This window comes from Microcystis sp. M049S2 (genome assembly GCF_020245625.1).
GTDB lineage: Bacteria > Cyanobacteriota > Cyanobacteriia > Cyanobacteriales > Microcystaceae > Microcystis > Microcystis ichthyoblabe_A.
Genome location: NZ_JADBUN010000116.1, coordinates 22,085 through 45,792, shown reverse-complemented (window position 1 = coordinate 45,792; position 23,708 = coordinate 22,085). Strand labels below are relative to the sequence as shown.

General features: G+C 43.6%; 22 protein-coding genes and 2 pseudogenes. 14 read left to right on the top strand and 10 right to left on the bottom strand.

Features of this window, described 5'->3' with window-relative positions:
- Positions 1–255: 255 nt before the first annotated feature.
- Positions 256–705 carry a CopD family protein gene (locus IM496_RS09960; RefSeq protein ID WP_194016714.1) on the bottom strand — a complete coding sequence of 150 codons (450 nt, stop codon included), beginning with the start codon at positions 703–705 and terminating at the stop codon, positions 256–258.
- A 113-nt stretch (positions 706–818) separates the two neighbouring features.
- Here IM496_RS09960 and IM496_RS09955 point away from each other — a divergent pair, with 113 nt between their 5' ends.
- A complete protein-coding gene (locus tag IM496_RS09955) occupies positions 819–3,515 on the top strand; it encodes a CBS domain-containing protein (RefSeq protein ID WP_287661839.1) in 2,697 nt (898 codons plus the stop codon).
- A 218-nt stretch (positions 3,516–3,733) separates the two neighbouring features.
- On the opposite strand, the gene IM496_RS09950 is transcribed toward IM496_RS09955, so the two are convergent.
- Positions 3,734–3,898, bottom strand: a complete 165-nt coding sequence (locus IM496_RS09950) for an Asl3888 family RNA-binding protein (RefSeq protein ID WP_002733784.1) — start codon at positions 3,896–3,898, stop codon at positions 3,734–3,736.
- A 112-nt stretch (positions 3,899–4,010) separates the two neighbouring features.
- Positions 4,011–4,304: an RNA-binding regulator gene (gene rbp / locus IM496_RS09945; RefSeq protein ID WP_104397937.1), complete on the bottom strand. Its 294-nt coding sequence runs from the start codon at positions 4,302–4,304 to the stop codon at positions 4,011–4,013.
- 458 nt (positions 4,305–4,762) lie between these two features.
- Here rbp and IM496_RS09940 point away from each other — a divergent pair, with 458 nt between their 5' ends.
- The 5 genes from IM496_RS09940 to cdd all read left to right on the top strand — a co-directional run bounded on the left by IM496_RS09940 (position 4,763) and on the right by cdd (position 10,865).
- Positions 4,763–7,102 carry a DNA methyltransferase gene (locus IM496_RS09940; RefSeq protein ID WP_002798025.1) on the top strand — a complete coding sequence of 780 codons (2,340 nt, stop codon included), beginning with the start codon at positions 4,763–4,765 and terminating at the stop codon, positions 7,100–7,102.
- A 224-nt stretch (positions 7,103–7,326) separates the two neighbouring features.
- Positions 7,327–8,331 (top strand): phenylalanine--tRNA ligase subunit alpha, encoded by a 1,005-nt coding sequence (gene pheS, locus IM496_RS09935; protein ID WP_287661838.1) that lies wholly within the window; start codon positions 7,327–7,329, stop codon positions 8,329–8,331.
- 13 nt (positions 8,332–8,344) lie between these two features.
- Positions 8,345–8,689 (top strand): DUF4870 domain-containing protein, encoded by a 345-nt coding sequence (locus IM496_RS09930; protein ID WP_104397935.1) that lies wholly within the window; start codon positions 8,345–8,347, stop codon positions 8,687–8,689.
- Between the two features lie 74 nt (positions 8,690–8,763).
- The gene (locus tag IM496_RS09925) at positions 8,764–9,891 is read left to right on the top strand and encodes an NAD(P)/FAD-dependent oxidoreductase (RefSeq protein ID WP_287661837.1); all 1,128 of its coding nucleotides are present in this window, start codon (positions 8,764–8,766) and stop codon (positions 9,889–9,891) included.
- Between the two features lie 572 nt (positions 9,892–10,463).
- Positions 10,464–10,865 carry a cytidine deaminase gene (gene cdd, locus IM496_RS09920; protein WP_194015520.1) on the top strand — a complete coding sequence of 134 codons (402 nt, stop codon included), beginning with the start codon at positions 10,464–10,466 and terminating at the stop codon, positions 10,863–10,865.
- 104 nt (positions 10,866–10,969) lie between these two features.
- Here cdd and IM496_RS09915 read toward each other — a convergent pair whose 3' ends face one another.
- The 3 genes from IM496_RS09915 to IM496_RS09905 all read right to left on the bottom strand — a co-directional run bounded on the left by IM496_RS09915 (position 10,970) and on the right by IM496_RS09905 (position 12,970).
- A complete protein-coding gene (locus IM496_RS09915; protein WP_002798019.1) occupies positions 10,970–11,185 on the bottom strand; it encodes a hypothetical protein in 216 nt (71 codons plus the stop codon).
- A gap of 145 nt (positions 11,186–11,330) precedes the next feature.
- The gene (locus IM496_RS09910; protein WP_194015518.1) at positions 11,331–11,477 is read right to left on the bottom strand and encodes a BrnT family toxin; all 147 of its coding nucleotides are present in this window, start codon (positions 11,475–11,477) and stop codon (positions 11,331–11,333) included.
- 227 nt (positions 11,478–11,704) lie between these two features.
- The gene (locus tag IM496_RS09905) at positions 11,705–12,970 is read right to left on the bottom strand and encodes a YcjF family protein (RefSeq protein WP_194015516.1); all 1,266 of its coding nucleotides are present in this window, start codon (positions 12,968–12,970) and stop codon (positions 11,705–11,707) included.
- 58 nt (positions 12,971–13,028) lie between these two features.
- Between IM496_RS09905 and IM496_RS09900 the strand changes: the two genes are divergently transcribed.
- Entirely contained in the window at positions 13,029–14,204 is a 1,176-nt protein-coding gene (locus tag IM496_RS09900; RefSeq protein ID WP_287661836.1) for a DUF4336 domain-containing protein, read from the top strand.
- Between the two features lie 58 nt (positions 14,205–14,262).
- Positions 14,263–14,451, top strand: a pseudogene (locus IM496_RS22385) (ssr2422 family thylakoid membrane protein).
- Here IM496_RS22385 and IM496_RS09895 read toward each other — a convergent pair.
- Both IM496_RS09895 and IM496_RS09890 read right to left on the bottom strand, forming a co-directional pair.
- Positions 14,443–14,937, bottom strand: a complete 495-nt coding sequence (locus IM496_RS09895) for a phosphoribosyltransferase (RefSeq protein ID WP_104397209.1) — start codon at positions 14,935–14,937, stop codon at positions 14,443–14,445. The pseudogene IM496_RS22385 and the gene IM496_RS09895 overlap by 9 nt on opposite strands.
- A gap of 22 nt (positions 14,938–14,959) precedes the next feature.
- Complete coding sequence (locus tag IM496_RS09890) at positions 14,960–15,193, bottom strand: hypothetical protein (RefSeq protein WP_287661843.1); 234 nt, start codon at positions 15,191–15,193, stop codon at positions 14,960–14,962.
- 715 nt (positions 15,194–15,908) lie between these two features.
- Here IM496_RS09890 and IM496_RS09885 point away from each other — a divergent pair.
- Entirely contained in the window at positions 15,909–16,100 is a 192-nt protein-coding gene (locus IM496_RS09885) for a helix-turn-helix domain-containing protein (protein WP_002757988.1), read from the top strand.
- A gap of 38 nt (positions 16,101–16,138) precedes the next feature.
- On the opposite strand, the gene IM496_RS09880 is transcribed toward IM496_RS09885, so the two are convergent.
- Together IM496_RS09880 and IM496_RS09875 are read right to left on the bottom strand one after the other, a co-directional pair.
- The gene (locus IM496_RS09880; protein WP_002774263.1) at positions 16,139–17,107 is read right to left on the bottom strand and encodes a formylglycine-generating enzyme family protein; all 969 of its coding nucleotides are present in this window, start codon (positions 17,105–17,107) and stop codon (positions 16,139–16,141) included.
- A 110-nt stretch (positions 17,108–17,217) separates the two neighbouring features.
- Positions 17,218–20,019: a sulfatase-like hydrolase/transferase gene (locus IM496_RS09875; protein ID WP_287661835.1), complete on the bottom strand. Its 2,802-nt coding sequence runs from the start codon at positions 20,017–20,019 to the stop codon at positions 17,218–17,220.
- 528 nt (positions 20,020–20,547) lie between these two features.
- Here IM496_RS09875 and IM496_RS09870 point away from each other — a divergent pair.
- From IM496_RS09870 to IM496_RS09850, 5 genes and pseudogenes are all read left to right on the top strand, one after another.
- Positions 20,548–20,698 (top strand): annotated as a pseudogene (locus IM496_RS09870) (transposase); the annotation flags it as partial.
- Between the two features lie 109 nt (positions 20,699–20,807).
- The gene (locus tag IM496_RS09865; protein ID WP_012267801.1) at positions 20,808–21,497 is read left to right on the top strand and encodes a lecithin retinol acyltransferase family protein; all 690 of its coding nucleotides are present in this window, start codon (positions 20,808–20,810) and stop codon (positions 21,495–21,497) included.
- A gap of 90 nt (positions 21,498–21,587) precedes the next feature.
- Positions 21,588–21,824, top strand: a complete 237-nt coding sequence (locus IM496_RS09860; protein ID WP_016514875.1) for a hypothetical protein — start codon at positions 21,588–21,590, stop codon at positions 21,822–21,824.
- A gap of 82 nt (positions 21,825–21,906) precedes the next feature.
- The gene (locus tag IM496_RS09855; RefSeq protein WP_002796238.1) at positions 21,907–23,070 is read left to right on the top strand and encodes a GuaB3 family IMP dehydrogenase-related protein; all 1,164 of its coding nucleotides are present in this window, start codon (positions 21,907–21,909) and stop codon (positions 23,068–23,070) included.
- A gap of 190 nt (positions 23,071–23,260) precedes the next feature.
- Positions 23,261–23,602: a DUF760 domain-containing protein gene (locus IM496_RS09850; RefSeq protein WP_104397094.1), complete on the top strand. Its 342-nt coding sequence runs from the start codon at positions 23,261–23,263 to the stop codon at positions 23,600–23,602.
- The last annotated feature ends 106 nt before the right edge of the window (positions 23,603–23,708 follow it).

Below are 23,708 nucleotides of genomic sequence, written 5' to 3'. Positions count from 1 at the left end.
TCCTCCCTGAATCGGGGGTTAAAGGATATATACCCGTCAGACCGAATCCACGAGCATTTTAATTTTACTGCCAGTGACTACCTAGCCGCAGCGGGGCTGAAAACTTTTTTCAAGTGTCTATCCTTGGCAAAAGCAGCATGGCAAGGGTTAGGTGGGGGAATTGACTCCCTGTAATCCCTTGCTCAGATTACAGTATTTTCGCGTTTTCGCCAAAGCTGCCCTAGAAAGGTCTCCAGACTGCTGAACTGCTAAAAGCTAATGGTTGAGGCCCCCCAAACGGATGCCAGCACCAAAAATGACGAATAATACTGCTAGAGTGGTGACGGCGACTATGTGCAGGGCGAGGAAATTTAAGTTTTCCTTGCTCAGTTTAGGAAGGAGAAAAAAGCGGGAATGAAGGGCTAAGATGAGAGTTAATAACAGTAAAGCTAACTTAATTCCTATATAAACCGATAAAAAACTATCAAATGACCAAAAATCACGAAAACTGGGCAAATAAATCCAAGTCAGTCCCAGGCCTGTTATTACCTGCAACAATAGCGCAGATAACCCAAAACCTTCAAAATATTGCTCAAATTGACGAATTCGGTCTGGTTCTCGGTTTTTGAGGGACTGGGGTAGAACGGTGACTGCCAACAATAAATGGCCACCGGCCCAGACGGTCGCCCCTAGGGTGTGGAGAATTACTAAAATTTTGAATAACATCGGTTTCTCTCGGTCATGATTTGCTAACTTATAGTCCTTGCTGCGGTTATTTCCGAGTATTCGGTAACAATAGATACAGAAAAAATCTCGCTATCTTCTCCTCACTAAAAACTATGGATTTAATTTTATGTCATCAAACGGCGGATTTTGACGCTTTGGGGGCAGCGGTGGGTTTATCGTTGCTGAAAGCGGGTAGTCGCATTGTGTTAACTGGGGGAGCGCACCCAACGGTGAGAGAATTTTTAGCCCTGCATCGGGATGAATTCGCTTTAATTGAAATGCGTAGTGTCAATCCGGACCGTATTCGCTCTTTAATTGTCGTTGATAATCAGTGGCGGGAGCGTCTGGGAAAAGCCTCCCAGTGGCTCGATTTAGGGCATTTACAGGCGATCGAATTGTATGATCATCATTTAGATAGTGAAAGCGATATTCATGCCTCTAGCGTCCATTTAGAAGCGGTGGGAGCCACCACGACTTTAATTGTCGAAGCTTTACAAAAAGCCCAGATTAAACCAAACTCGATGGCAGCGACGGTAATGGCACTCGGTATTCACGTTGACACGGGTTCCCTGACTTTTGCCGGTAGTACCCCCAGGGATGCCTATGCTTTGGCTTGGTTAATGACCTGTGCTGCTAACATTAAAACGATCGCCCAATACTGTCAACCGAGTTTTTCCCCGCGCTTACAGGAGTTATTTAGCCTTGCTTGGGAAAATCTAGAGATTAAAAGGATCTATGGTCGTAAAATCGCCCATGTTCTCCTCCATACTGCCGATTTTATCCCCGGTTTGTCTAGTGTAGCCGAGCGCCTACTGGAATTATCCGATAGTGATGCGCTACTTTTTGGACATAGTTATAGTAAAGACGAGGAAGATAATTCCCGACAGCGTTTAACCGTGATCGGTCGCTCTAGAATCGATGGAGTGAATCTATATCAGCTTTTTTGCCCCTATAACGGCGGTGGTCATGCTCAGGCCGCCTCGGTGAGTTTTCGCGATGTTCAGCCAGTTCAACAGTTAAACCAACTGCTGGGGGACTTAATTGCCCAAATTCCCCCTTCTCCTACCGCTAGGGATTTAATGTCTTCTCCGGTGCGGACAATTCGTCCCGATACTTCCATATCTCAAGCCGAGCGCATCCTTTTACGTTACGGCCATTCGGGGTTATCGGTGGTAGATGAGCAGGATCGCTTAGTTGGGGTGATTTCTCGTCGTGACCTCGATTTAGCTCTCCATCACGGCTTTTCTCACGCTCCCGTGAAGGGATACATGACTTGTAATCCGAAAACTATTACCCCCGACACTTCCCTTCAGGAAATCGAGTCACTGATGGTAACGTATGATTTAGGGCGTTTACCTGTACTAGAAAATGGGCAGTTAGTCGGTATCGTCACTCGTACAGATGTATTAAGACAGATTCATCAAAATGAGCGGGTGCGTTTTGAAGGGGTTGCTTTGGTTTCCTGTCTTTTACCGACGATTAAAGAGCGTTTAGAGCCGGTTTTATGGTTATTTCTGCAAGCTGCCGCCGCTGCCGCTCAAAAACGCGGTTGGCATCTCTATCTGGTTGGGGGTGCGGTGCGCGATTTATTGTTAGCCACAGAAAGGGATACTTTACTGTTACAGGATATCGATTTAGTGGTGGATGGCTGCCATCGCGCCGCCGGTGTGGGTGCGGGGGTAGAATTGGCTAATTGTTTACGCGAAATTTATCCAGGGGCCCGGTTATCGATTCACGGGGAATTTCAGACGGCGGCTTTGTTATGGCACAAAGATGAGCGTTTTGGCTCGTTATGGGTGGATATCGCCACGGCACGCACGGAATTCTATCCCTATCCTGCCAGTAATCCCCAAGTGGAGGCTAGTTCGATTCGACAGGATTTGTATAGAAGGGATTTTACAATTAATGCTCTCGCAATTCGCCTAACTTCGCCGAAAGAGGGGGAATTACTCGACTTTTTTGGCGGTATGTTGGATTTACGCGCTCAAGAAATCCGGGTTCTCCACGCTAATAGTTTTATTGAGGATCCGACGCGCATCTATCGAGCGGTGCGTTTTGCCACTCGGTTAGGATTTGTTATTGAACCCTTGACAGAAAACTATATTAGGTATGCGATCGAAAGTGGAGTTTATGAGCGCTCACGGCAACAAAATCAGAATGCACCCGCTTTACAGTCCCGTTTAAAAGCGGAGTTGAATTATATTTTAGAGGCGGATTACTGGGAAAGTGCCTTAGAAAAGTTGGCCGATTTGGGGGCTTTGCACTGTTTACACGGGGATTTAAGTTTAAATCGGGCTTTATGGCGACAATTGCGCTGTCTCAGTCGTTGGTTAGATTGTTTAAGTCTGGAATTGCCGGTAAATGCTTGGTTAATGCGGTTGGAATTATTAATCGCTTCTCTGGCTGTGGGGGAAAGAATAGCGATCGCTAATAATTTACAATTGCCCAAAGATACTGTGGAGCGTTTACAAAAACTAGAAGTTATGGAAAAGGAGATTAGCAATAATTTTGCTTATGATCGACCCGTTAGTCAAATTGTCAGCTTTTTCAAGAGTTATCAGGTTCCTAGTTTGTTATTGGTGGCGGTGAGGAGTGAGACTAGGATGCGGGCTTTAATCTGGCAATATTTAACTAAATGGTCTCAGATAGAGGCTCCTATCGACGGCAATGACCTAAAAGCTTTGGGTTATCAACCGGGTCCCCAGTTTAAATCGTTACTTGCGGCAGTGTTGGGGGCAACTTTAGATGGAATAGTCAGCAATAAAAGCGAAGCTATGGCTTTTATTGCTAGATTAACTCGGGCTTGCTGAATAAATCTAAAAACCTTATTGGGTAAGACTTTTAGACTTTTTGTCAATCAAAAAGTACCAGTTGTGGGAGAGATAGGGGGAAAATTCTGGGACTTTTTCTCTGAAAATTAGGTAATTGACCAGATGAGAATCGGTAAAACCCTACACCCCACACCCCACACCCTACACCCTGTCCCCACGAAAAACTTTTTGCCGCAGACCCTAACTAAGTCAGCAGATTAGGTATCGGCTGCCCCTTCATTTTCCGAAGATTGTCTTTGATCGCTGGAATAACCGCCTCTACCTCCTCTGGTGGTGGTACGATTAGAGGCAGCCCGGAATTGACGAGCGTAGGCGCGGTTGCGTTCCGCTTTTTCTTTTTTCAAATTACGACGTTTAGCCACAAGAATCTCCTTGGGATATTAGATAGACAAGCGGGGAAACGAGCGATCGCTTCCCCTATTGACAATGAAAAGAAGTTAGGTAATCATAGCCTAGAATGGTTACGATTGGGGATTAGTAGCGACGATCTCGATTGCGATTGCCACCACCGAAGGAAGGTTTGGGTTCTCTTTCACGAGCTTGATTGACTTTTAATTCCCGTCCCATCCATTGAGCGCCGTCAAGAGCGGCAATAGCCTTCGCTTCTTGCTCTGGGGTTTCCATTTCCACGAAAGCGAACCCGCGTTTTCTTTTCGTTTCCCGATCCATGGGAAAGTGAACGCGTTTGATCTCACCATATTCCTTAAAAACCTCAACCACGTCGTCTTGGTCAACCTCGAAGGGGAGATTACCAACATAAATTGACATAAAACCTATCCTTGCACAGATAAAAACAACAGATTTGTAGAGAACCAAGATTTCGGGAACTAGCTGAACCAATACTAAACAGAAACGCTTTGACCATTAATACTGACAACGAGCCGCAGTGCCGACTTTTATTCTCAATTTCCATCCTAGCACATAGCTATTAGCTTTTATCGATTCTGCCTGTCTCGCCACGGGAGCGGATAAACTAGACTAGAATGCTGCCCTATAAAATGCCCTAATTATGAGTTTATCCCCCCGTCCGATCGAAACTGCCCTAAAAACCCTGGAAACTAAGGCCGAGGATTCGATTTCTGGGGTGCTTTCCCCACCTGTTGCCGAGAAACGGCAACAAGAGCCGGACTTCCTCCGGCAGTGCGTAGGATGCTCCCAAGAGGGTATCCTCGCCATACCCTCACATCTGGGTACAGTAATATATAGAACTCTATTCTTAAGGCCAGATGAGTGCTTCCTCCTTCGACTATAGAATGATCGATCCCATTTCTGGGCCGATCGATCCCAAAAAACAAGGGACGTTACGCCATTGGGGAAGTCATCCCTATTTTACCCGGCGCGCTTGGAATGTGGTACAGGAATATATTAAGCGTTTTAGTCAGGTGGGAGATGTGGTTTTAGATCCCTTTGGGGGATCGGGAGTGACTGCGGTAGAGGCTCTAGTTTTAAAGCGAAAGGCGATTTACTCGGATATTAACCCGATGGCTGGTTTTATCTGCCGCAATATCGCTGTTAGTCCCGTTAACATCGATGATTTTCGGTCTGCTTTCGATGACATCGCCAGAAATTGTCAGGAAAAGATTGAGGAAGTTTATCGAATGTCTCCAGAAGAAGCGGCGGATTTAGAGATTCCCTATTGGTATCCGCAAGGGGTTCGTTTACCGAAAAATGCGGACGCAGAATCTGTAGAAAATTTGTTTACCAAACGTCAATTATTTTCCCTTTCTCTAATTCTCAACCAGATTGAATTAATCACCGATCCGATCATTAAAGATTTAATGAGGTTTACTTTCTCGGCAACTCTCAATAAAACCAATTTAACCTTTAGTTCCACGAGAGGAAGAATAGAAAGCCGGGGAAATAGCGGAATTATGCACCGTTATCGCTATTGGATTCCTCCTCAAACTATCGATCTTAATGTCTGGGAACAATTCGAGCAGAAATTTAAGGGGACGGCAAAATTCAAGATCGAAACTAATACAGTAATCGGTGATTTTTATCAAGAAAATTTTTCAATTTTTGATTTCTCAGCGACGGACTTAACTGGCATATCGTCCGAATCCGTGGATTATATCTATACCGATCCTCCCTACGGACAACATATTGCCTATTTAGATCTCTCGACTATGTGGAATGCTTGGCTAGGATTTGAAGTGAGCGATAACGCAAGAGAATTGGAAGCGATCGAAGGAGGAGATTTAAAGAAATCGAAAGAAACTTACATCAATTTATTATCGAATTCCATTCGAGAAATGTTTCGAGTTTTGAAATTTGATCGCTGGATGAGTATTGTTTTTGCTCATAAAGATCCCGCCTATTGGGATGCGATCGTTAAATCTGCTCAAGAAGCTGGTTTTGAGTATGTAAATTCCTCTGTACAACATTCTACTACGCCCTCATTACACAAAAAGAAAAATCCTCTGACTGTCCTATCGGGAGAGTTAGTTTTAAACTTTAGAAAAGTGAATAATCCCAAAACAATCGCCATCAGTAAAGTCGGGATCGATATCCTGCAAATTATTAAAGAAGTGGCCGAGATGACAATCGTTAAAAGTTCGGGTGCTTCCACAGAAGATATTTATAATGCGCTCATTCCTAAATTATTGGAAAATGGCTTACTAACCCAAGTCAAGAAACAAATAGATGATATTACTCCTTTGTTAAAAGAGGAATTCAACTTTTCGGAATTAGATCATCTCTGGAGAATTCGTACAAATACGAAAATCGGTTGTTTTATTCCGCTAGAAGATCGAATAAGATTTTATCTCTTGGATTTTCTAACTGCCAAAAAACGACAGGGAAAAGTAGCAACTTTTGATGAAATTATTTTTGCGGTCATGCCTAACCTGATCAACGGGACAACACCAAGCGATCAATCGATTTTAAAGGTTTTAGAAAAGTTAGCTTATTCTCCCGATGGTCGGCACTGGCAACTAGGGCAAGAAGAAGGTCTTCAGCTAACTCTCGATTTAAATATAGAGCCAATTTCTTCCGTTTTAACTGGTTTAGATTTTCCCAAACAAGCAGATAAAATTCCTCACGATCAAATTATCTACGCTCTGGCAAAAATTGCTATTGCTGTCGGATTAAAGCCTTATATTGGCAAAAAAGAACAATCTACAGGTTATTGGAATGGAGAAGCTTTTAAAGATATTTCTCTAGAAAAATTACCGATCGATAAATTAGGAAAGTGGGACAGAGATAAAATACAACAGATCGATCTCATCTGGTTTAATAACTTAGGCGATGCAGTGTTCGCTTTTGAAGTAGAAACCAGTACACCGATCACCACAGGAATCGATCGCTTTATGGAATTACTAAAAATTTATCCAGAACTGGCAGGAAAACTTGTGTTAATTGTTCCACCGAAGCGAGTCAACAAACTGAAAAAAATTCTTAAAGATTCCCACTATATTGGACATCCTCTCTATATGGAGAATAAATTAGTCTATAGTTTTTCTAATCAAATTGCCGAAGTTTACCAGAAACTCTCCTCGTCAACTAAACTAGAATTATCTGCGGTTTTTGCCTCGATCGAGTTCATTTTAAAAAAACCAGAAATCTGATGCAATCAAGATAAGCTGGTTCCCATTGAAAGTTCTAGGTTCGACGAGGTACTCATGCAATAAGCTCTCATTTGATCAGAGGGGACAGGGAGCGATGAACATGATACAGCAAACCATCTCAGGGAATCGTCACCCCGGAAAGCAAATCGCCCCTGCAACTGTCTCCCCAAATTCCCTCTCTTGATAAACTAGACTAGAATGCTGCCCCATAAAATGCCCTAATTATGAGTTTATCCCCCCATCCGATCGAAACTGCCCTAAAAACCCTGGCAGCGAAAGCGGAAAATTCCATCGAACAAACAACAACCCTAGAAGACTTAGAACAGCTAAGGGTGAATTATCTTGGCAAAAAAGGAGAATTATCGCAGATTTTACGCGAAATGGGCAAATTAACCCCCGAAGAGAGACCACGATTAGGTGCGATCGCTAATGAGGTCAAAGAATTAGTACAATCGCTGCTGGAATCCCGGCGAGAAAGTCTCCAGAATGCCCAAATTAAGGCGAAATTAGCGGCGGAAACCCTCGATGTCACCCTACCTGCTCTGAGCCGTCCTTTAGGGCGAATTCACCCCTTAAATAGCACAGTTGATCGCATGATCGATATTTTCGTCGGTCTGGGTTACAGCATCGCCACCGGGCCGCAGGTAGAAAGCGATTATTATAATTTTGAGGCTTTAAATATTCCTGCTGACCATCCGGCCCGGGATATGCAGGATACTTTTTTCTTGAGGGATGGTCGTTTATTGCGGACCCATACTTCCCCGGTGCAGATTCGCTACATGGAAAGTCACGAACCCCCGATTCGGATTGTGGCCCCGGGCCGCGTTTATCGTCGCGATACCGTGGATGCAACCCATTCTGCGGTTTTCCATCAAGTGGAATTATTAGCGGTGGACCGGGGATTAACCTTTACGGATTTGAAAGGAACAATTAAAGAATTTCTTAAGCAAATGTTTGGGGCCGATTTACCAGTTAAATTCCGCGCTTCCTACTTCCCTTTTACCGAACCCTCGGCCGAGGTAGATGTGCAGTGGAAAGGCAAATGGTTGGAGGTGATGGGCTGTGGTATGGTGGATCCCAATGTCTTAAAAGCAGTCGGTTATGACCCCCAAATCTATACGGGTTTTGCTGCTGGTTTTGGCGTGGAAAGATTTGCTATGGTATTACATGAGATAGACGATATTCGCCGTTGTTATAATAGTGATATCCGCTTTCTCCGCCAATTTTAGGGGGATAAACCCGATGGTCAAGAGTGAAGATTTAACCAAAAAAAGACTCCTATCCGTGGCTTGTCATGCTTCGATCCTTTTGAGTGCTACGCTGGTATCGGTGGGGATTCCCTTAGCTATTTATTTCATTTCTGATGATGGAACGGTGAAGGAAAACGCCAAAGAAGCTTTAAACTTTCACCTGAATATGTGGTTATACTACCTAATTGCCGGGATTCTGGTTTGGGTTTTAATCGGTTATTTGCTCTTACCGATTCTTGCTGTGGTGAATATTGTTCTTCCCATTCTTGCTATCCTGCAAGTCTGGAAAGATGCCTATAAGGTTTTCCGTTATCCTTTTATTTTCCGGGTTCTGTAATTAATTATCGGGGTTGAAACCTGTTCAACCCTTTTTTAGTCCTATTCCCACTAGAAAAATAGCCTCTGGAGTTTATGACTAAAATTGTCATCATCGGTGCGGGGATAGTGGGGGCCACCATTGCCTACGAATTAAGCGCCATCGAAGGATTAGAAATTACCCTTATCGATGAAAAAAAACCAGGACAAGGAGCAACCGGGGCAGCTCTAGGGATTTTAATGGGGATTATCAGCCATAAAACTAAAGGTAGAGCCTGGAAACTGCGGCAAGAAAGTTTAAAACGTTACGAAACCCTCCTTCCTGAGCTAGAATCCCTCACCGGACTGACTATTCCCTGTAACCGTGATGGTATTGTCCTACTGCGATCGAGTGCCGAAGACGAAGAAAATTGGCGCAAGTTAGCCCAAATCCGCCAAGAACAGGGATATTGTCTAGAAATCTGGGATAAAGAGACTTTAAACCAAAAATGTCCCCAAGTGGCCAGCGATCATCTCCAGGGTGCTATCTATTCGCCCAGGGATCATCAAATTAATCCAGTCCTGCTCACGGAGGCTCTCGTCGCTGCTGCGGCAAGAAGGGGGGTTAAATGTCAATTTGGGGTAAAAGTTGAAAATTTCGGGAAGACAGAGCTTCAAGGCTCTAATTTGAGGCAATGCACCCACGTTTATAGTTCCAATAGTATAGAGGAAAACGACTCTTTGATTCTTTGTGCGGGAATTGGTTCCACTGCTTTAACCGAAACTCTTACCCATCCAGTGGAAATCCGACCGGTTTTAGGGCAAGCTTTACAGATAAAATTGACGCAACCCCTAGAAAGTTCCGATTTTAAGCCGATTTTAACGGGAAATGACCTGCATATTCTGCCTTTGGCCCGAGCAGAATACTGGATTGGAGCAACGGTGGAATTTATGGACGAAAAGGGCGAAATTATCGCCGATACTGCCCTGTTAGAACAAGTATATCAAAAGGCGATCACTTTTTGTCCCTCTTTGGCTGCGGGTGCGATCGTGCGTACTTGGTCTGGTAAGCGACCGCGACCGGAGAAAAAATCCGCTCCCATCATCGAATATTTGCCCGGATACGATAACGTTATTCTGGCCACGGGACACTACCGCAACGGGGTTTTATTAGCCCCCGCTACCGCTAAAATCGTCAGGGAAATGTTAAGTGGTAAGTTAGGGTTTGCTGAAAAAGTTTGTTGATGGGGTTAGGAGTCGGTATTCGGCTTTTTTCTCCCCTCTCTACAATAATTACTCGCAGCCAGAAATACGTTGGTGAATATCATACTTTGTGCTTTTTGTCAAAAAAACTTTTTTTTTGCAATAAAACTACATAAAAAAAAGATCATCGTTGTGGGTGAAATTGACTGATTTACCCGTCTTAATTAGGATCACCTTCTAGGTCTGGCAAGGGTTTCAACCATTGCTGCCCAAAAAAGCACAGAAAAACCCATTATGAAATTCTATCAAATCGCTGTAACCTTGATAACATCGTTGTTAAATAAAAATCTTTCTCAATTAATTCTTAAGAATTTATAAATATTGCGGAATGTTAATTTAAATATTCTCAAGTTTTTGCAGTCAATAAATAATTTTTGCTTATCTTTGTCGGAAAATAGAACTCCCGCAACAATCCAACATCTACCATTGGGTTAGGAGTCAGTTATCAGTTATCAGTTAACTGAGAAAACTCCCCACACCCTACACCCTACACCCCACACCCCACACCCCACACCCCACTTCCCCAATTCCCCAATTCCTGCTATCGGCAGCCGATGACCCTATCTGACCAAGAAAGACAACAACTCTGTGACACTGCTCGGGAAGTGGCGAAACTTTCCTATTCTCCCTATTCCCGTTTTCGGGTGGGGGCAGCGGTCTTGACAGATAAAAAGATTTATGCTGGTACTAATGTGGAGAACGCTAGTTATGGCTTGAGTTTGTGTGCGGAAAGGGCAACTTTAGCGCAAATAATCGCGGCGGGCGATCGAGAAGTACGGGCGATCGCTATAGCCTGTATCGATGGGAAGAATGATATTAGTCAGTTAACTCCCTGCGGAGCCTGTCGTCAATGGATAGCCGAATTAGCGCCGCAAGCAGAGATTATTATCTGTGGAACTCAGCAAAATTATTGTTTTAGTCTCTCGGATTTACTGCCTTTTTCCTTTCGTTTTTAACTGTGGGTAAAGTATCGGGGTTAAGGTACTACAACAACGGCTAAGATAACTGGTATAAGAGCCATGATCTGACAAAACATTAGTATCTAGTAAATACTTGAGAGTCATAAATGAACATCTCTCCCGGTTGAGTTGTCGCGTAAATTATCAAAAGTATCATCATCAAGACTTGTCAAATCTACCCTTTGCCTAAAATCTTGCAAGGCTGACCAAAAATCATTAACCTCTCTAATTTCTACTAATACCTCTTCATTATCGGGAAAATCAACTTCCTCTAATAACTCAATAATTTTGCCTTTTTTGATTCCTTTAACTAACATAAGTAGGTAGGCGTTAAAAGTTGTCAGATGCCCCCCTTATTAAGGGGGGATTAAGGGGGGATCCCCCCGCCTATCGGCACCCCCCTTATCAAGGGGGGCACGGGGGATCGAACCTAAAATCCATTTTTAATTTAATTATAACCAGCTACTTAATATCAACTCCTTCTAAATGATCTGGATCGTAGAATTCAACATAGAGAGAATCATCAAAAATAGTTTTTGCCTCCTCAAATGAGACTTCGTGCTTTGATAGATTGCATTCTGCCTTATTCTTATCCCAGTCAAACTGCATAAAGCCATTATACTGCTACTCACTGAAACTGATGGCACATTTTTTATATGTTTTGTCTATTACTTGAACGGGATATATTCAACTGTATTAAACCATAGATCTGGTTGAGAAGCCCAAGTAAATTTCCAGTGGGGCTAAAGCTGACGAATATTACTAAAATCTCGCTAAATTGAAGATATGCTACTTGTCTTAGGCTGCTTCATCTCCAACACTTAAGAGGCTAATAACTACATTTTATCTTCCCCTGTAGCGACATTTTTAAATCTTTCTTGGGCAGCAGAAAAAGCCTCTTTCATCACCCTTTGAATCCTTTTAGGATCGGGTTTTTTACCCCCCATTAAATCGCCAAAATAGACACAAGCGCCCTCTCCTAGGGCCCAGGTATAGGCAGCGGACCAAGAAGCGGCGATGACACTGCCAAAACCGGGGATAAATTTCACCAATTCCCGACCGATGGCCTGGGCCAAAAAGCCGCCAGCGATCGCACTGACGACTCCGCCGGCTTGGGATGGGGTTAAGACTTGACCGTATAATTTACCTAAAACCCCCACCATTGACACTTGTAGGGCGGTTAACACCGGCATAGTCGCTAAGGGTAAGGGAATCGCCGCCAAGGTTGCCGCTATGACAGAAAAGGCTAACATATAGCGTCGGGCCACGTCCCGATAGAGATGGCCTAATTTATTGCTGGTTTCCCGATCTAAAAGTTGGTGGATGGTGTTAGCTTCGGCTTTTGGCAATAAATCGGCTAAATTGTCTCTAAATGCCTCTAAACCGTAAAAAACGGGGTTATAATCGTCTTCCTCTAGGGTAAAATCTATTAGCACAGAATTGTCATATAAATCCTTAAAAGTTTCTTTAATTTCTTGATAGGCGCGATTGATATCCTCGAAATCGGGAGGATAGGGGGGATGATCAACGGTATTAGGAGGATAAAGCTGATGAAGACAGGTGACAGCCAGTAAACAGGGGATTTTAGGGTATTTTTGCCGCAGTTGTTTGGTAATTTCCAGAAGGCTATCGGTGGCAAAATCATCAATTTTTACCGTCACGATAAAAACCTGGGCGCGTCCCGTATTTTCGGCTAAATCTGCTAATAATTCCGCGATTATTGTCTCTGTGTGTTGATAGGCATCTCCTAACCCCACCGTATCGGTAAAAATCAACAGGGGTAAATCTTCTGCGGGGTAGGTGTAGCGCTGGGTGTTTTGGGTGTGGGGACGGAAACCTTGCCCGACGATTTCCGCCGAAACTCCCGTTATTCCCCGAATAATCGAACTTTTTCCCGTTTGCGGTTTGCCGATTAACAGCGCCTCGGTGGTGGGTAATTCTTGACGGACTTTTTCTAAAATTTCCGCCACTTGACTGTCACTAACACTAAACCATTGCAGGACAGTATTAGTCAACTGGTCGATGGGGAGTCTTTTCATCACTTCCCCCGTGAGACTATTCCAAGTATTGACCAAAGAATCAATGGGCAGTTTATTAGTCATGGGGATTAGAAGGGTTTATGATAACTAAAATAGAGATTTTCAGCCATAGAATCAGACGATGACAAAAGCCGCAATTAGTCCGCAAGATTTATCATGGCCGTTTTGGCCAATTGTACCACTTTATCCCTACGGTCAAAGACGGACAATTCGCCAAGAAGTGGTGAAAGATACGCTCTGGACATTTGAGCAATTGCAGGGTATTTTTTATGTGGTTGTGCCGATTCGCATGACGGTAATTAAGTTAGCATCTGGGGGTTTATTTGTTTATGCACCAGTGGCCCCGACTCCGGAATGTATTCGCTTAATGCGTGAGTTGGAAAGTGAACACGGGGAAGTTAAATATATTATTTTGCCGACGATTTCTGGGATCGAACATAAGGTTTTTGTGGGTCCTTTTGCCCGTTATTTTCCTAAGGCTATAGTTTATGTTGCTCCTAATCAATGGAGTTTTCCTCTTAATTTACCTTTGAGTTGGTTGGGTTTACCGGCAAAACGAACGGAAATTTTACCTGCTGACTCGGCAACTACTCCTTTAGGAAAAGATTTTAGTTATGAAATTTTACCCGCAATCGATCTAAATGTGGGATACTTCTCGGAAGTGGCTTTTTTTCATCACTACTCTCAAACTCTGCTGCTAACTGATGGCATTATTTCTATCCCAGAAAATCCCCCCGCTATTTTAGAATTAGACCCCTATCCGCTGCTGTTTCACGCTAAAAATACTGCTAAGGATCTGGTGGAGGATACCCCAGAAAATCGCCGTCGGGGTTGGCAGAGAATTTGTCTTTTTGCTCTTTATTTTCAACCTGATGCTTTATCTGTTCCCAATTGGATTAAGGTGTTTCGAGATGCTTTTGTTGCTAGGGAAAAGAGTAAAAAAGCCTATTTTGGTTTATTCCCTTTTCAATGGGGTGATGATTGGCAAAAGACTTTTTTAAATTTGCGTCGAGAGGGGAGGTTAATAGTCGCGCCAATTTTGCAAACTTTGATTCTTAATCGCAATACCGACGAGGTGAGTCAATGGGTTGATAGAATTTGCCAATGGCCGATTAAACAGGTTATTCCTTGTCATTTTGCTAGTCCGATTCAAGCTGATAGTCAAGAGTTTCAGCAGGCTTTTTCTTTCTTGTTAAAAGATTCTTATTTACCTAAAAATGATTTGGAATGTTTAGAAAGTATTGATAGTTTTTTAGTGCGTTGGCGATTGACTCCTCCTCCCGATAAAAAATTGTAATTTATGGCTAATATCTGCTATAACGTGTGCGTTTGTTAGTTGATTGCTAATCAAGGTCATGCAAATTCCCGAAAATCCCAGTAATGATGACATCAGAGCGGCGTTGATTCAATTGCGAGAAAAACTTGGTCAAAAAGTTGACCGCTGAGAATATAAATTTGATGCCTATCAAAAAGGTACTGATGGTATGGTGAGAATGGCTACTACTATCATCATTGTCACCGCTTCTGTGGTAGTTTTATTCTAGGAGGTCTTGGGGTGTAATTAACTCGTAACGCTCGAAGGGTTGATGAATCCAGGGATTATCGGGGTAATATTCCACATAATAGTCAGGTTTAATTCTTGATGCTGCTTTGTACCAGATCACCGCAGTTTTGATATTGGTAATCCCGTATTTTTCCTGTAACAAAATCGAGGTTTTTTGGAGAGTGATTCCCGAATCGACTAAATCATCCACTAATAACAAGGGACTCTTTAATTGGGCCTCGAGCATGGCTAAATTTGAGGAAATAGTTAATTCTCCCCGAATTTGATTATTTTGCCCCCCGTAGGAAGCAGCGTAGAGAATGGCTAGGGGTTGACGAAAAAGACGACAGAGAATGTCACCGACGCGCAATCCTCCCTTAGCTAAACAGACAATCTGAGCAAATTGCCAACCGGAACGATCAATTTTTACTGCTAATTTTTCGATCAGACGATGGTATTCATCCCAAGAAACATAGACATCGGCCATATTTTCCATTCCCGATTCAGAATTACTTATTTTCGGCAGGTCGATCACTACTCCAGGCCCACCAAACTCGATCGCATTGACAATGATAGAATTCCTGCCATTTACGACGGGAATCTTCTCCTAAAACGGGAGCGCGGCGATTGATCCAAACGGACTGAGCTTCTTTAGCTTTTGCCCCACAGTAAGGACAACAAAAATTGTAGGCGTGAACAGCACTCTCTGTCCAGTCAGGGGGAAAGGGACTAAAAGCATCCATAATCTCTGGGGTAAGGGGGTTAACAGTTAAAAAGGGGCTTCCATCGCTGGTGTTTAGGCTATAGTCCTCAATTTCTGCTGGGATAATTTTTACAGCGTTTCCCATAGAGATGAAGTGTAACCTAATTTGGTATTGATGACCGACTCCACCAGAGGAAAACTTCGTGCCTCACCATTAAGATGAATGCTACAATAGGTTTTGACAAGCTGTAAATCTTCAAATATGGAAAGAAGTTATACAAAAGTTGCTTTTATAGATAGGAACATAAATTAAATATACCCTAATAAGTGTGAATAAGCCAGGCTTATAATTTTACCAAAACTAATGAAATAGCTTCTCAAACCACTCCCCAAAAATGATTATTTTACATAAGTACATTTACCTTGATGTGCTGCTGGGTAGGTTTTGTGCTGGCTAAAAGTATCGTTGGCATGAGACACCTAAGTGCGCTCGTGAAAATGCAAGGAATTAATGTCAATTATAATCGCCAAAGTTTAAATAAAATTTTGAAAAAAGGCACGTTAGAAACGCGCCTCAAAAATTATTAATTAAACTTCAGTTAAGAGATCTAAATTTAGACTATTAGCAGCCTAAACGACGTTTGTAGCCTTCAAAATCTTCACGCATTTTCTTATAGGCCAGATCTCGTTCTTGGGGCGACATATAAGCACGATCGCTTAGAGTGCTTGGCTGCGTCATATAAGCTAGAGTAGAAATGTCTCCTCAAAATTATTTTAAAAAGCTTCGTCTTAACGCCTTACATCAATCCATTACCCAAAACCCCGAACTAACGTTAATTTATCAAATTGCCGAAGAATTAGGTTTTTTTGAGCGAGGACATCTTGCCTCTGATTATAAACAACTGTTTGGTTATTTTCCCTCTGAAACTTTTAAAAATAGAACATAATGAGCCATCTTAATTGTCATTGTGAGCGGTAATAAATTCTAATCAGGACAAAAAATTGTGCGAAAACCGATATGATTGGTAGAAGTGTCGATATCTTCGGGATGGCGAGCGGCGGGACGGTAACGAGCGCAGTAGTTAGGGGCGCAGAGGAAAGAGCCTCCTTTGAGGACTTTACGGGGTTTTCGCATTGAGGGATGAAGTTTGAGGTTATAACTATCTTCTTCGGTTCCGCCTAGGGGATTTTTCGGGGTACAACAGGCTTTAGTCGGGTTTTTGGGATGTTGTTCCTGATACCAATCTTGTGTCCATTCCCAGACATTACCTATCATGTCATAAAGTCCATAACCATTGGGGGGATAGCTTTCTACTGCTTCTGGACCGGGTGCATGAGGTTTGAGATTTTGCCAAGGAAATTGTCCTTGCCAAGTATTAGCCATGACTTTACCATTAGGCATAAATTCATCACCCCAAGCAAATTCTGCCCCCTCTAAACCCCCTCGTGCAGCAAATTCCCATTGTGCTTCAGTTGGGAGTTCTTTTCCTGCCCATTTTGCATAGGCAAGGGCATCTTCATAGACAATATGTACTACAGGATGGTTTTCTCGATTTTTAATTGAACTTCCAGTACCTTCGGGATGTCGCCAATTTGCCCCCGGCATATATTGCCACCAGCAGACAGTACGAGGATCAACGGGACGATCTGGTTTCACAAAAACGGCAGATCCGGGAACTAATATTTCAGGATCAGCATTAGGATAATCTTCTGCTTTCGGTGGTTTTTCAGCAAAGGTAATATATCCTGTTTCTTTGACAAATTTTCTAAATTGTTTATTAGTGACCAAATATTTATCCATCCAAAAGCCGCTAACGGTTACGGTGTGGACGGGTCCTTCTTCAGGATATTTACGACTGTTTGACCCCATTTCAAATGTTCCCCCCGGAATCCAGATCAGATCTTTATGGGGAGGTTTACCTGGAGCAGATGAGGGGTTTTGAGATATTTGCATACTCAAGATATAGCCTTTATTTTATCAAGGGTTAGAGTGGGTAGGGGCAATGCAGAAATTACCCCTACAGCTTTGAAAGCAAATCGGGTCTATGCTACAGACTAAGCAGATTAGTCACGCCACAACATCCCTATTAATTCTGTCTGAGGATCGATCGCGCCCGCGCCCGCGTCATTTTTAATCGTGACAATGACTTTTTTCAGCTTCGCACCTTCAAACTCGAAAAACTCGAACTCATGTTCGTAGTCTGATGATACAGGCTGTCCGGGATCTCGACCAATATTAAATCCCGCCCCAAACTTACCCGGTTGAGTCAGGAATTGCTCAGGATATTCTGGGAAAGCTTCCTCAATCTTGGTACTTTGCTTAATACCATTGATATAGAGTTGTACCTCTCCTATGGTACTACCACCAAACTTGCTCTCTAGTGGTTCTGAATTTGGATTTGGCTTCTTGGAAAGTACAACCAGGAATTTATCGGGATCTTCAGGGAAAGCTCTCTCAATCGTGGCACTTTGCTTAATACCATTGATATAGAGTTGTACCTCTCCTATGGTACTACCACCAAACTTGCTATCCGGTTGTTGATTGGGCTTCTTGTTAAATACAACTTTGAGTGTCTTTTCCTCGTCGGCAAGATTAGGGATAGGGAGTGGACAAGTGATCTTCTGTTGCTGTTGTCCTAACCAGTTATAGACATAACAGAGTTTGCCCTCGTAGATATAGAAACTATATCCACCAAAACTTCCTCCATGAGCTATCATTACCCCTTTAGGAGTCTCACCCGTGGAGAAATCAACAATGGCTTCGATTTCGTAAGAACGACCTCGGGTATTCGGAGCAACGGCTTCGGGAATTTCTGATCCCCCTGGATAATAGGTGTAACTGAAGGTAGCATCCTTTGGGTCATCTTGAGCAAATGCTGGGGGACGTAATTGGGGACGATCTCCACCCATAGCCGAGCGATCATCAATAGGCATACCTTTGTATAACCCTGCTTGCACGAACCACATATACTTCATCTGTTCGAGTTTATCGGCATATTTCGGGTCATTAGCTAAGTTACGAGATTGAGTCGGATCGGGAGTTAATTCCCGATCCCCATCCATACAGTACAATTCCCAGATATCCTTCTCAAAATTACCCCAATTGGAAGGTGCAGGAGCATGGACAGTACAAACGTGCCAACCTTTATACCAGACTCCCCTTGTGCCTAACATGGAATAGAACTGAGTTTCTCGCACTTTCTTGGGTTTTCCATTGGCATCCTTGGGTTTTTGCTCGTCAGAGAGTCTGTAAGCAAATTGATACTCAGGTTGAGCATATTCGGGAGCGAAAGTATAGGCGAAGCTAATTCCCTCAATGGGATTTTGGGTGTAACCTTTAACCACTTCTGGGGGTTCTACACCACACATTTCGTAAAGGGTAGGTACTAAGTCAACCGCGTGAATGTACTGTTTGCGAATCCCCGTATCTGCCATTCGTGACTTCTTAATACCCGGTCCACACATCATAAAGGGAGTTGCAGCACCACCTTCATAACCTGACCAACGTTTCCAGTATTTGAAAGGCGTATCAAAGCCCCAAGCCCATCCTGTAGGATAGTGATTATAGGTTTTCAGTGTGCCTAAATCTTGGAGAAGGGCAAAGTTCTTGTCAAAATCATCGGGAATACCGTTAAAGAACAGGTTTTCATTCACTGAACCATTAGGCCCACCTTCTGCACTAGCACCATTATCAGCTACAGCAACAATGATGGTGTTATCCATTTGACCCGTTTCTTCGAGAAAATCGAGCAAACGACCGATTTGTTCATCGGTATAGGTGGAGAATGCCGCATAAATCTCGGCCATACGGATAAATAATGCCTTTTCTTCGGGACTTAATCCTTCCCAAGGTTTTACCCAATCAGTTTGAGGCCACGTCTTACCAGCAGGAACTCCTTGGATCTTAGTGTGGTCAGGGTTATGTTGTGCAAGCTCACCTTCACCATGAGGATTAATCTCCGAGGGTGTTGTTACCTCATCCCCAAAGATGCCTAATTCTTTCATTTTGGCAAGGACTTCTGTGCGATAGACTTCATAGCCATCTTTAAAGATACTTGTCTCGACAAAGGATAAATCCTCTGGATTATCGGGATCTCCCAGGCTCGTGTTATAATCATAATCTAAGATCTTCTGAGGCCAGATTTGATGGGGTGCATGGTTGGCACCGGGACAGAAGTACATCAGCCAAGGTTTATCTGGAGCGATCGCCTTTTGATCTTGGATAAAGGCAACTGCCTTATCTACCAGGTCTTTCGATAGATGATAACCGTTCTCTGTATCCCCCATATTGGGACCATAAGGAGGTTCAATCAGATGGTTATCATAGACCAGATCTGGATACCATTGATCGGTTTCTCCGCCTAAAAAGCCATAATAGCGTTCAAAACCACGACCTAAAGGCCAATGCCGCTTCGTGGATGCCATATTTGCCTCTTCTTCTGGCACTAAGTGCCATTTACCAAGGGCGAAGGTACTCCAGCCACGCTCACTCAATACGGCTGGAATCATGGCATTTTCAAAGGGAATGCGACCATTATTACCAGGGAAACCCGCTGTCACCTCTTCGATACAAGACATCCCGTTACTGGTAGCATTGCGTCCATTTAATAGGGATGAACGAGTGGGAGAACAAAGAGCGGTAGTGTGAAAGTTGGTATAAATTAAGCCTTTTTTGGCAATACGAGCTAAATTGGGCATTTTAATTTTGCCACCAAACATTTCCCAGGCACCAAATCCCGTATCGTCAATGACTATGTAAAGAATATTCGGTGAATTTGCGGGTGCTTTCGGTTCGGCGTAGGGTTCCCAATCGGGTACGGAATCACGAATATCGAGGGCGATTGTCCCGTTGAATTGTTTAGCCATAGAGTCTCCGTAAGAGGCTTGTCACAGGTGTCTGATTCGCTCGTCTGAGAGCGGCCCATTCAAGTTTGAAGCATACCAGTACCTCACTGACTAGATGCAGAAACGTTGAATCCTGTCATAAAACTTTACCTTGACGGTTCTTCGTTACTTGTTATGGTTCGATAGGGGGGCATAAATCGACTAAATCTTTATCTGGCAAAAGATTTAATTGAACGGTGGCGGCGAATTCAGTGGCGGTGAAACAAAGCAGTTTATTGATGAGTGTGGGGTATGGCTATTTTTTATTTCATGGAAAAAATATCAAACAAAGACTATTTGGTTGTATTATTATACTGGCTGGTGTTTCTCTGTTAAGCATTCTTTAGTAAAATAAGAAAAGGCTCTTCTGGATCAAGGATGATAATCAAAAATTATGGCGAAAGGCTGGCTAAAAAGCGGCAGCGCATATTTTCAAAATCAGGAATCGCGCCTCTAGGAGGGTTAGTGATTCTCCTTCTCCGCTGCCCCACCAGAGTCCTTCCACAGAGTCAACAGTTAGATAATTACTGTGAAAATTATACAACCAATGGATTAACTGAGGGTATGAATACAAAAATAAAGCCTATTAAAAGAATAAGTTATGAATTAAAGCAATCTTGAACATCTTCGACTTAAGCTGTTTGCTGGCTTTAATTCATAACAAAAAGTAAAACACGAAAACCAGAATACCCAAATCTGAATGGCTTATTAATAACTGGAAAAACTGACTCAATAGACAATCTCCTTGTTTACTTTATCACTAAAAAAATATGGCTAGAGGGGATCAAATATACGCCTATCGGGAATTGCTCAATCTTCAGGGTGTTTATGCCCATCATGGCATCGATTGCGGTGATGGTAGCGTCATTCATTACCGAAAACCGAGCGAGATTGTGGAACGAACTTCCCTAGAAACCTTTGCTAGGGGCGGTAAAATCTATGTGGTGCGCCATGTAGAGGTGGGATTTTCCTTTATCCCCGATGTGGTGGTAGAAAGGGCGCTAAGTCGTCTGGGGGAGCAGAAATATAATCTTCTTTTTAACAACTGCGAACATTTTGCCACTTGGTGTAAGACCGGTATTAGCAAAAGTCAACAGATAGAAGAATTTATCCCGATTATTACCCATTTACAAGCGGTGGGACTCTACGAACCTCTGAAAAAATCCCTCATCGGAGCCGACCCCAACAATGCCCAAACCCTATTAAAAGGGGCTTTAAGCAATCTTAAGGTGAGTTGGGATGAAATTCAACCCCAGTACAAAAAAGCCATTCAAGAAGCAGAAACATGGAATCGAGTAGCGATCGAAGCTTTAAGCAGAAATCGCGATGATTTAGCCCGGGAAGCCCTGAAACGCAAGGTAGAAGCCAAAAAACAGGCAAAACGCCATCAGGAACAATTGGATCAAATAGCGGCCATGACCGAAAATGTTCTTAAAAGTCTGGTGATTGCTAACGGTTAGTCTGGATGTCAGTAAACTGTTCAGTATCTAACCCTCTGCCGATTGCCTTAGTTGATTCCTATTCAAATCAGGTAATTTTAGTTGCTCGCCATGGAAATCTGGATTATTTTACGTTTTTCAATCGCCGCTGCCATTATCGCTTTAGTTTGCTGGTCTTTAACCAGTGCCGTGCGCGATAGTTGGCAAGTTGCCCGACGGATGCACTCCATCCCTTGCTCCCACTGCCGCTACTTTACCAACGATTATCGCCTCAAATGTAGTGTACAACCCAGGAGCGCCAACACCGAACAAGCGATCGACTGTGGCGATTATTTTCCCGATGCCTAGTTTGCCATAATACCGAAAAGCTTTTCGAGATGGTGCGAAATTTGCTAGTCTAGGCTAAATAGGTCTGAAATAGTATAGAAACGTGGATACAATTATTGGTCGGGGCAAAACAGCCCGTAGAGCTTACGGTATCGATGAAATCGCACTTGTACCCGGAGTGCGAACCCTCGATCCTAGTTTAGCCGATACCCGTTGGTCTCTCGGCAATATCGAGCGGGAAATCCCGATTATCGCCAGCGCTATGGATGGGGTGGTGGATACTAAAATGGCCGTCCTTCTCTCCGAGTTGGGGGCGCTAGGGGTACTAAACCTCGAAGGTATTCAAACTCGTTACGAGGATCCTAACCCGATTCTCGATCGCATTACCGCAGTCGGCAAAGCAGAATTCGTCGGTTTAATGCAGGAACTCTACGCAGAACCGATTAAACCGCAACTAATCGAGCTTCGTATCCAAGAAATTCAAGAAAAAGGCGGTATTGCGGCAGTTAGCCTCACCCCTGCCGGTGCCGTCAAATACGGTGCTATCGTTGCCCAAGCAGCGGCCGATATTCTCTTTGTCCAAGCAACCGTTGTTTCCACTGCCCATTTATCCCCGGAAGCTATCACCCCCCTCGATTTAGTGCAACTGTGCCAAGAAATGCCCATTCCCGTGGTTTTGGGTAACTGCGTCACCTACGAAGTCGCCCTTAACCTGATGAAAACTGGGGCAGCTGGGGTTTTAGTCGGTATCGGTCCCGGGGCTGCCTGTACTTCTCGCGGCGTTTTAGGAGTGGGAGTTCCCCAAGCCACTGCTGTGGCCGATTGTGCCGCCGCTAGGGACGATTTTTTCCAAGAAACCGGCAAATACGTCCCCGTTATTGCCGATGGCGGCATTATTACCGGCGGTGATATCTGCAAATGTATCGCCTGTGGCGCCGATGCGGTGATGATTGGTTCTCCCATTGCCCGGTCCGTGGAGGCCCCCGGCCGCGGTTTTCACTGGGGTATGGCCACACCTAGTCCGGTTCTACCCCGGGGAACCCGAATTAGTGTGGGCAGTACCGGAACTATTGCCGAAATCCTCGTCGGACCGGCAAAATTAGATGATGGTACTCATAACCTCCTAGGGGCGCTGAAAACCAGTATGGGAACTTTAGGTGCTAAGAACTTAAAGGAAATGCAACAGGTGGAAGTGGTGATTGCCCCCTCGCTGCTGACGGAGGGTAAAGTCTATCAAAAGGCCCAGCAGTTAGGTATGGGTAAATAAAAGTTATCAGTGAACAGTGATCGGTTATCATCAGTGTTAAGTTTTTTATTTTTGCTGGAGATGGGTTTTTTGCTTGGTATAACCATTCCGTTCAGGTTCGGTTCTACCGACTCCCACTATCTCAAAAAACTGTTAAATTGGAAGAACCAAAAGGATAGTTTATAAAAAAATTGAGTTCAGGAGATCAAAGGTGTATAGAGAAAACGATCGCCCTCACAATTTATTCGGTACCGATAGTGAATTTTCCGAGAGTTTGTGGCAGTATGTCCAGACCTTAAGTCCCGAAACAATCGCCCAACTCTCGAAACCAGAATCCCAAGAGGTTTTCCAAGTGATGGAACGCAACATTATCGGACTTTTGGGCAACCTTCCTTCCGAACATTTCGGTGTCACTATCAGTACCAGTCGCGAACATCTGGGCCGGTTATTGGCCTCGGCAATGATGAGTGGTTACTTTCTCCGCAATGCTGAACAGAGAATGAATTTTGAAAGATCCCTCGCTAGTCTCCAGAGCGGTTCTAGCGATTTTTAAAGTTTAGCGGTAGTTAGGTTAGTTGGAAAGGGAAAAAGAAGCAATCGGTAATCAGCTATCAGTTGTCCATTTTTAGTTGTCTTTTATTGCATTAGTTAGCCATATA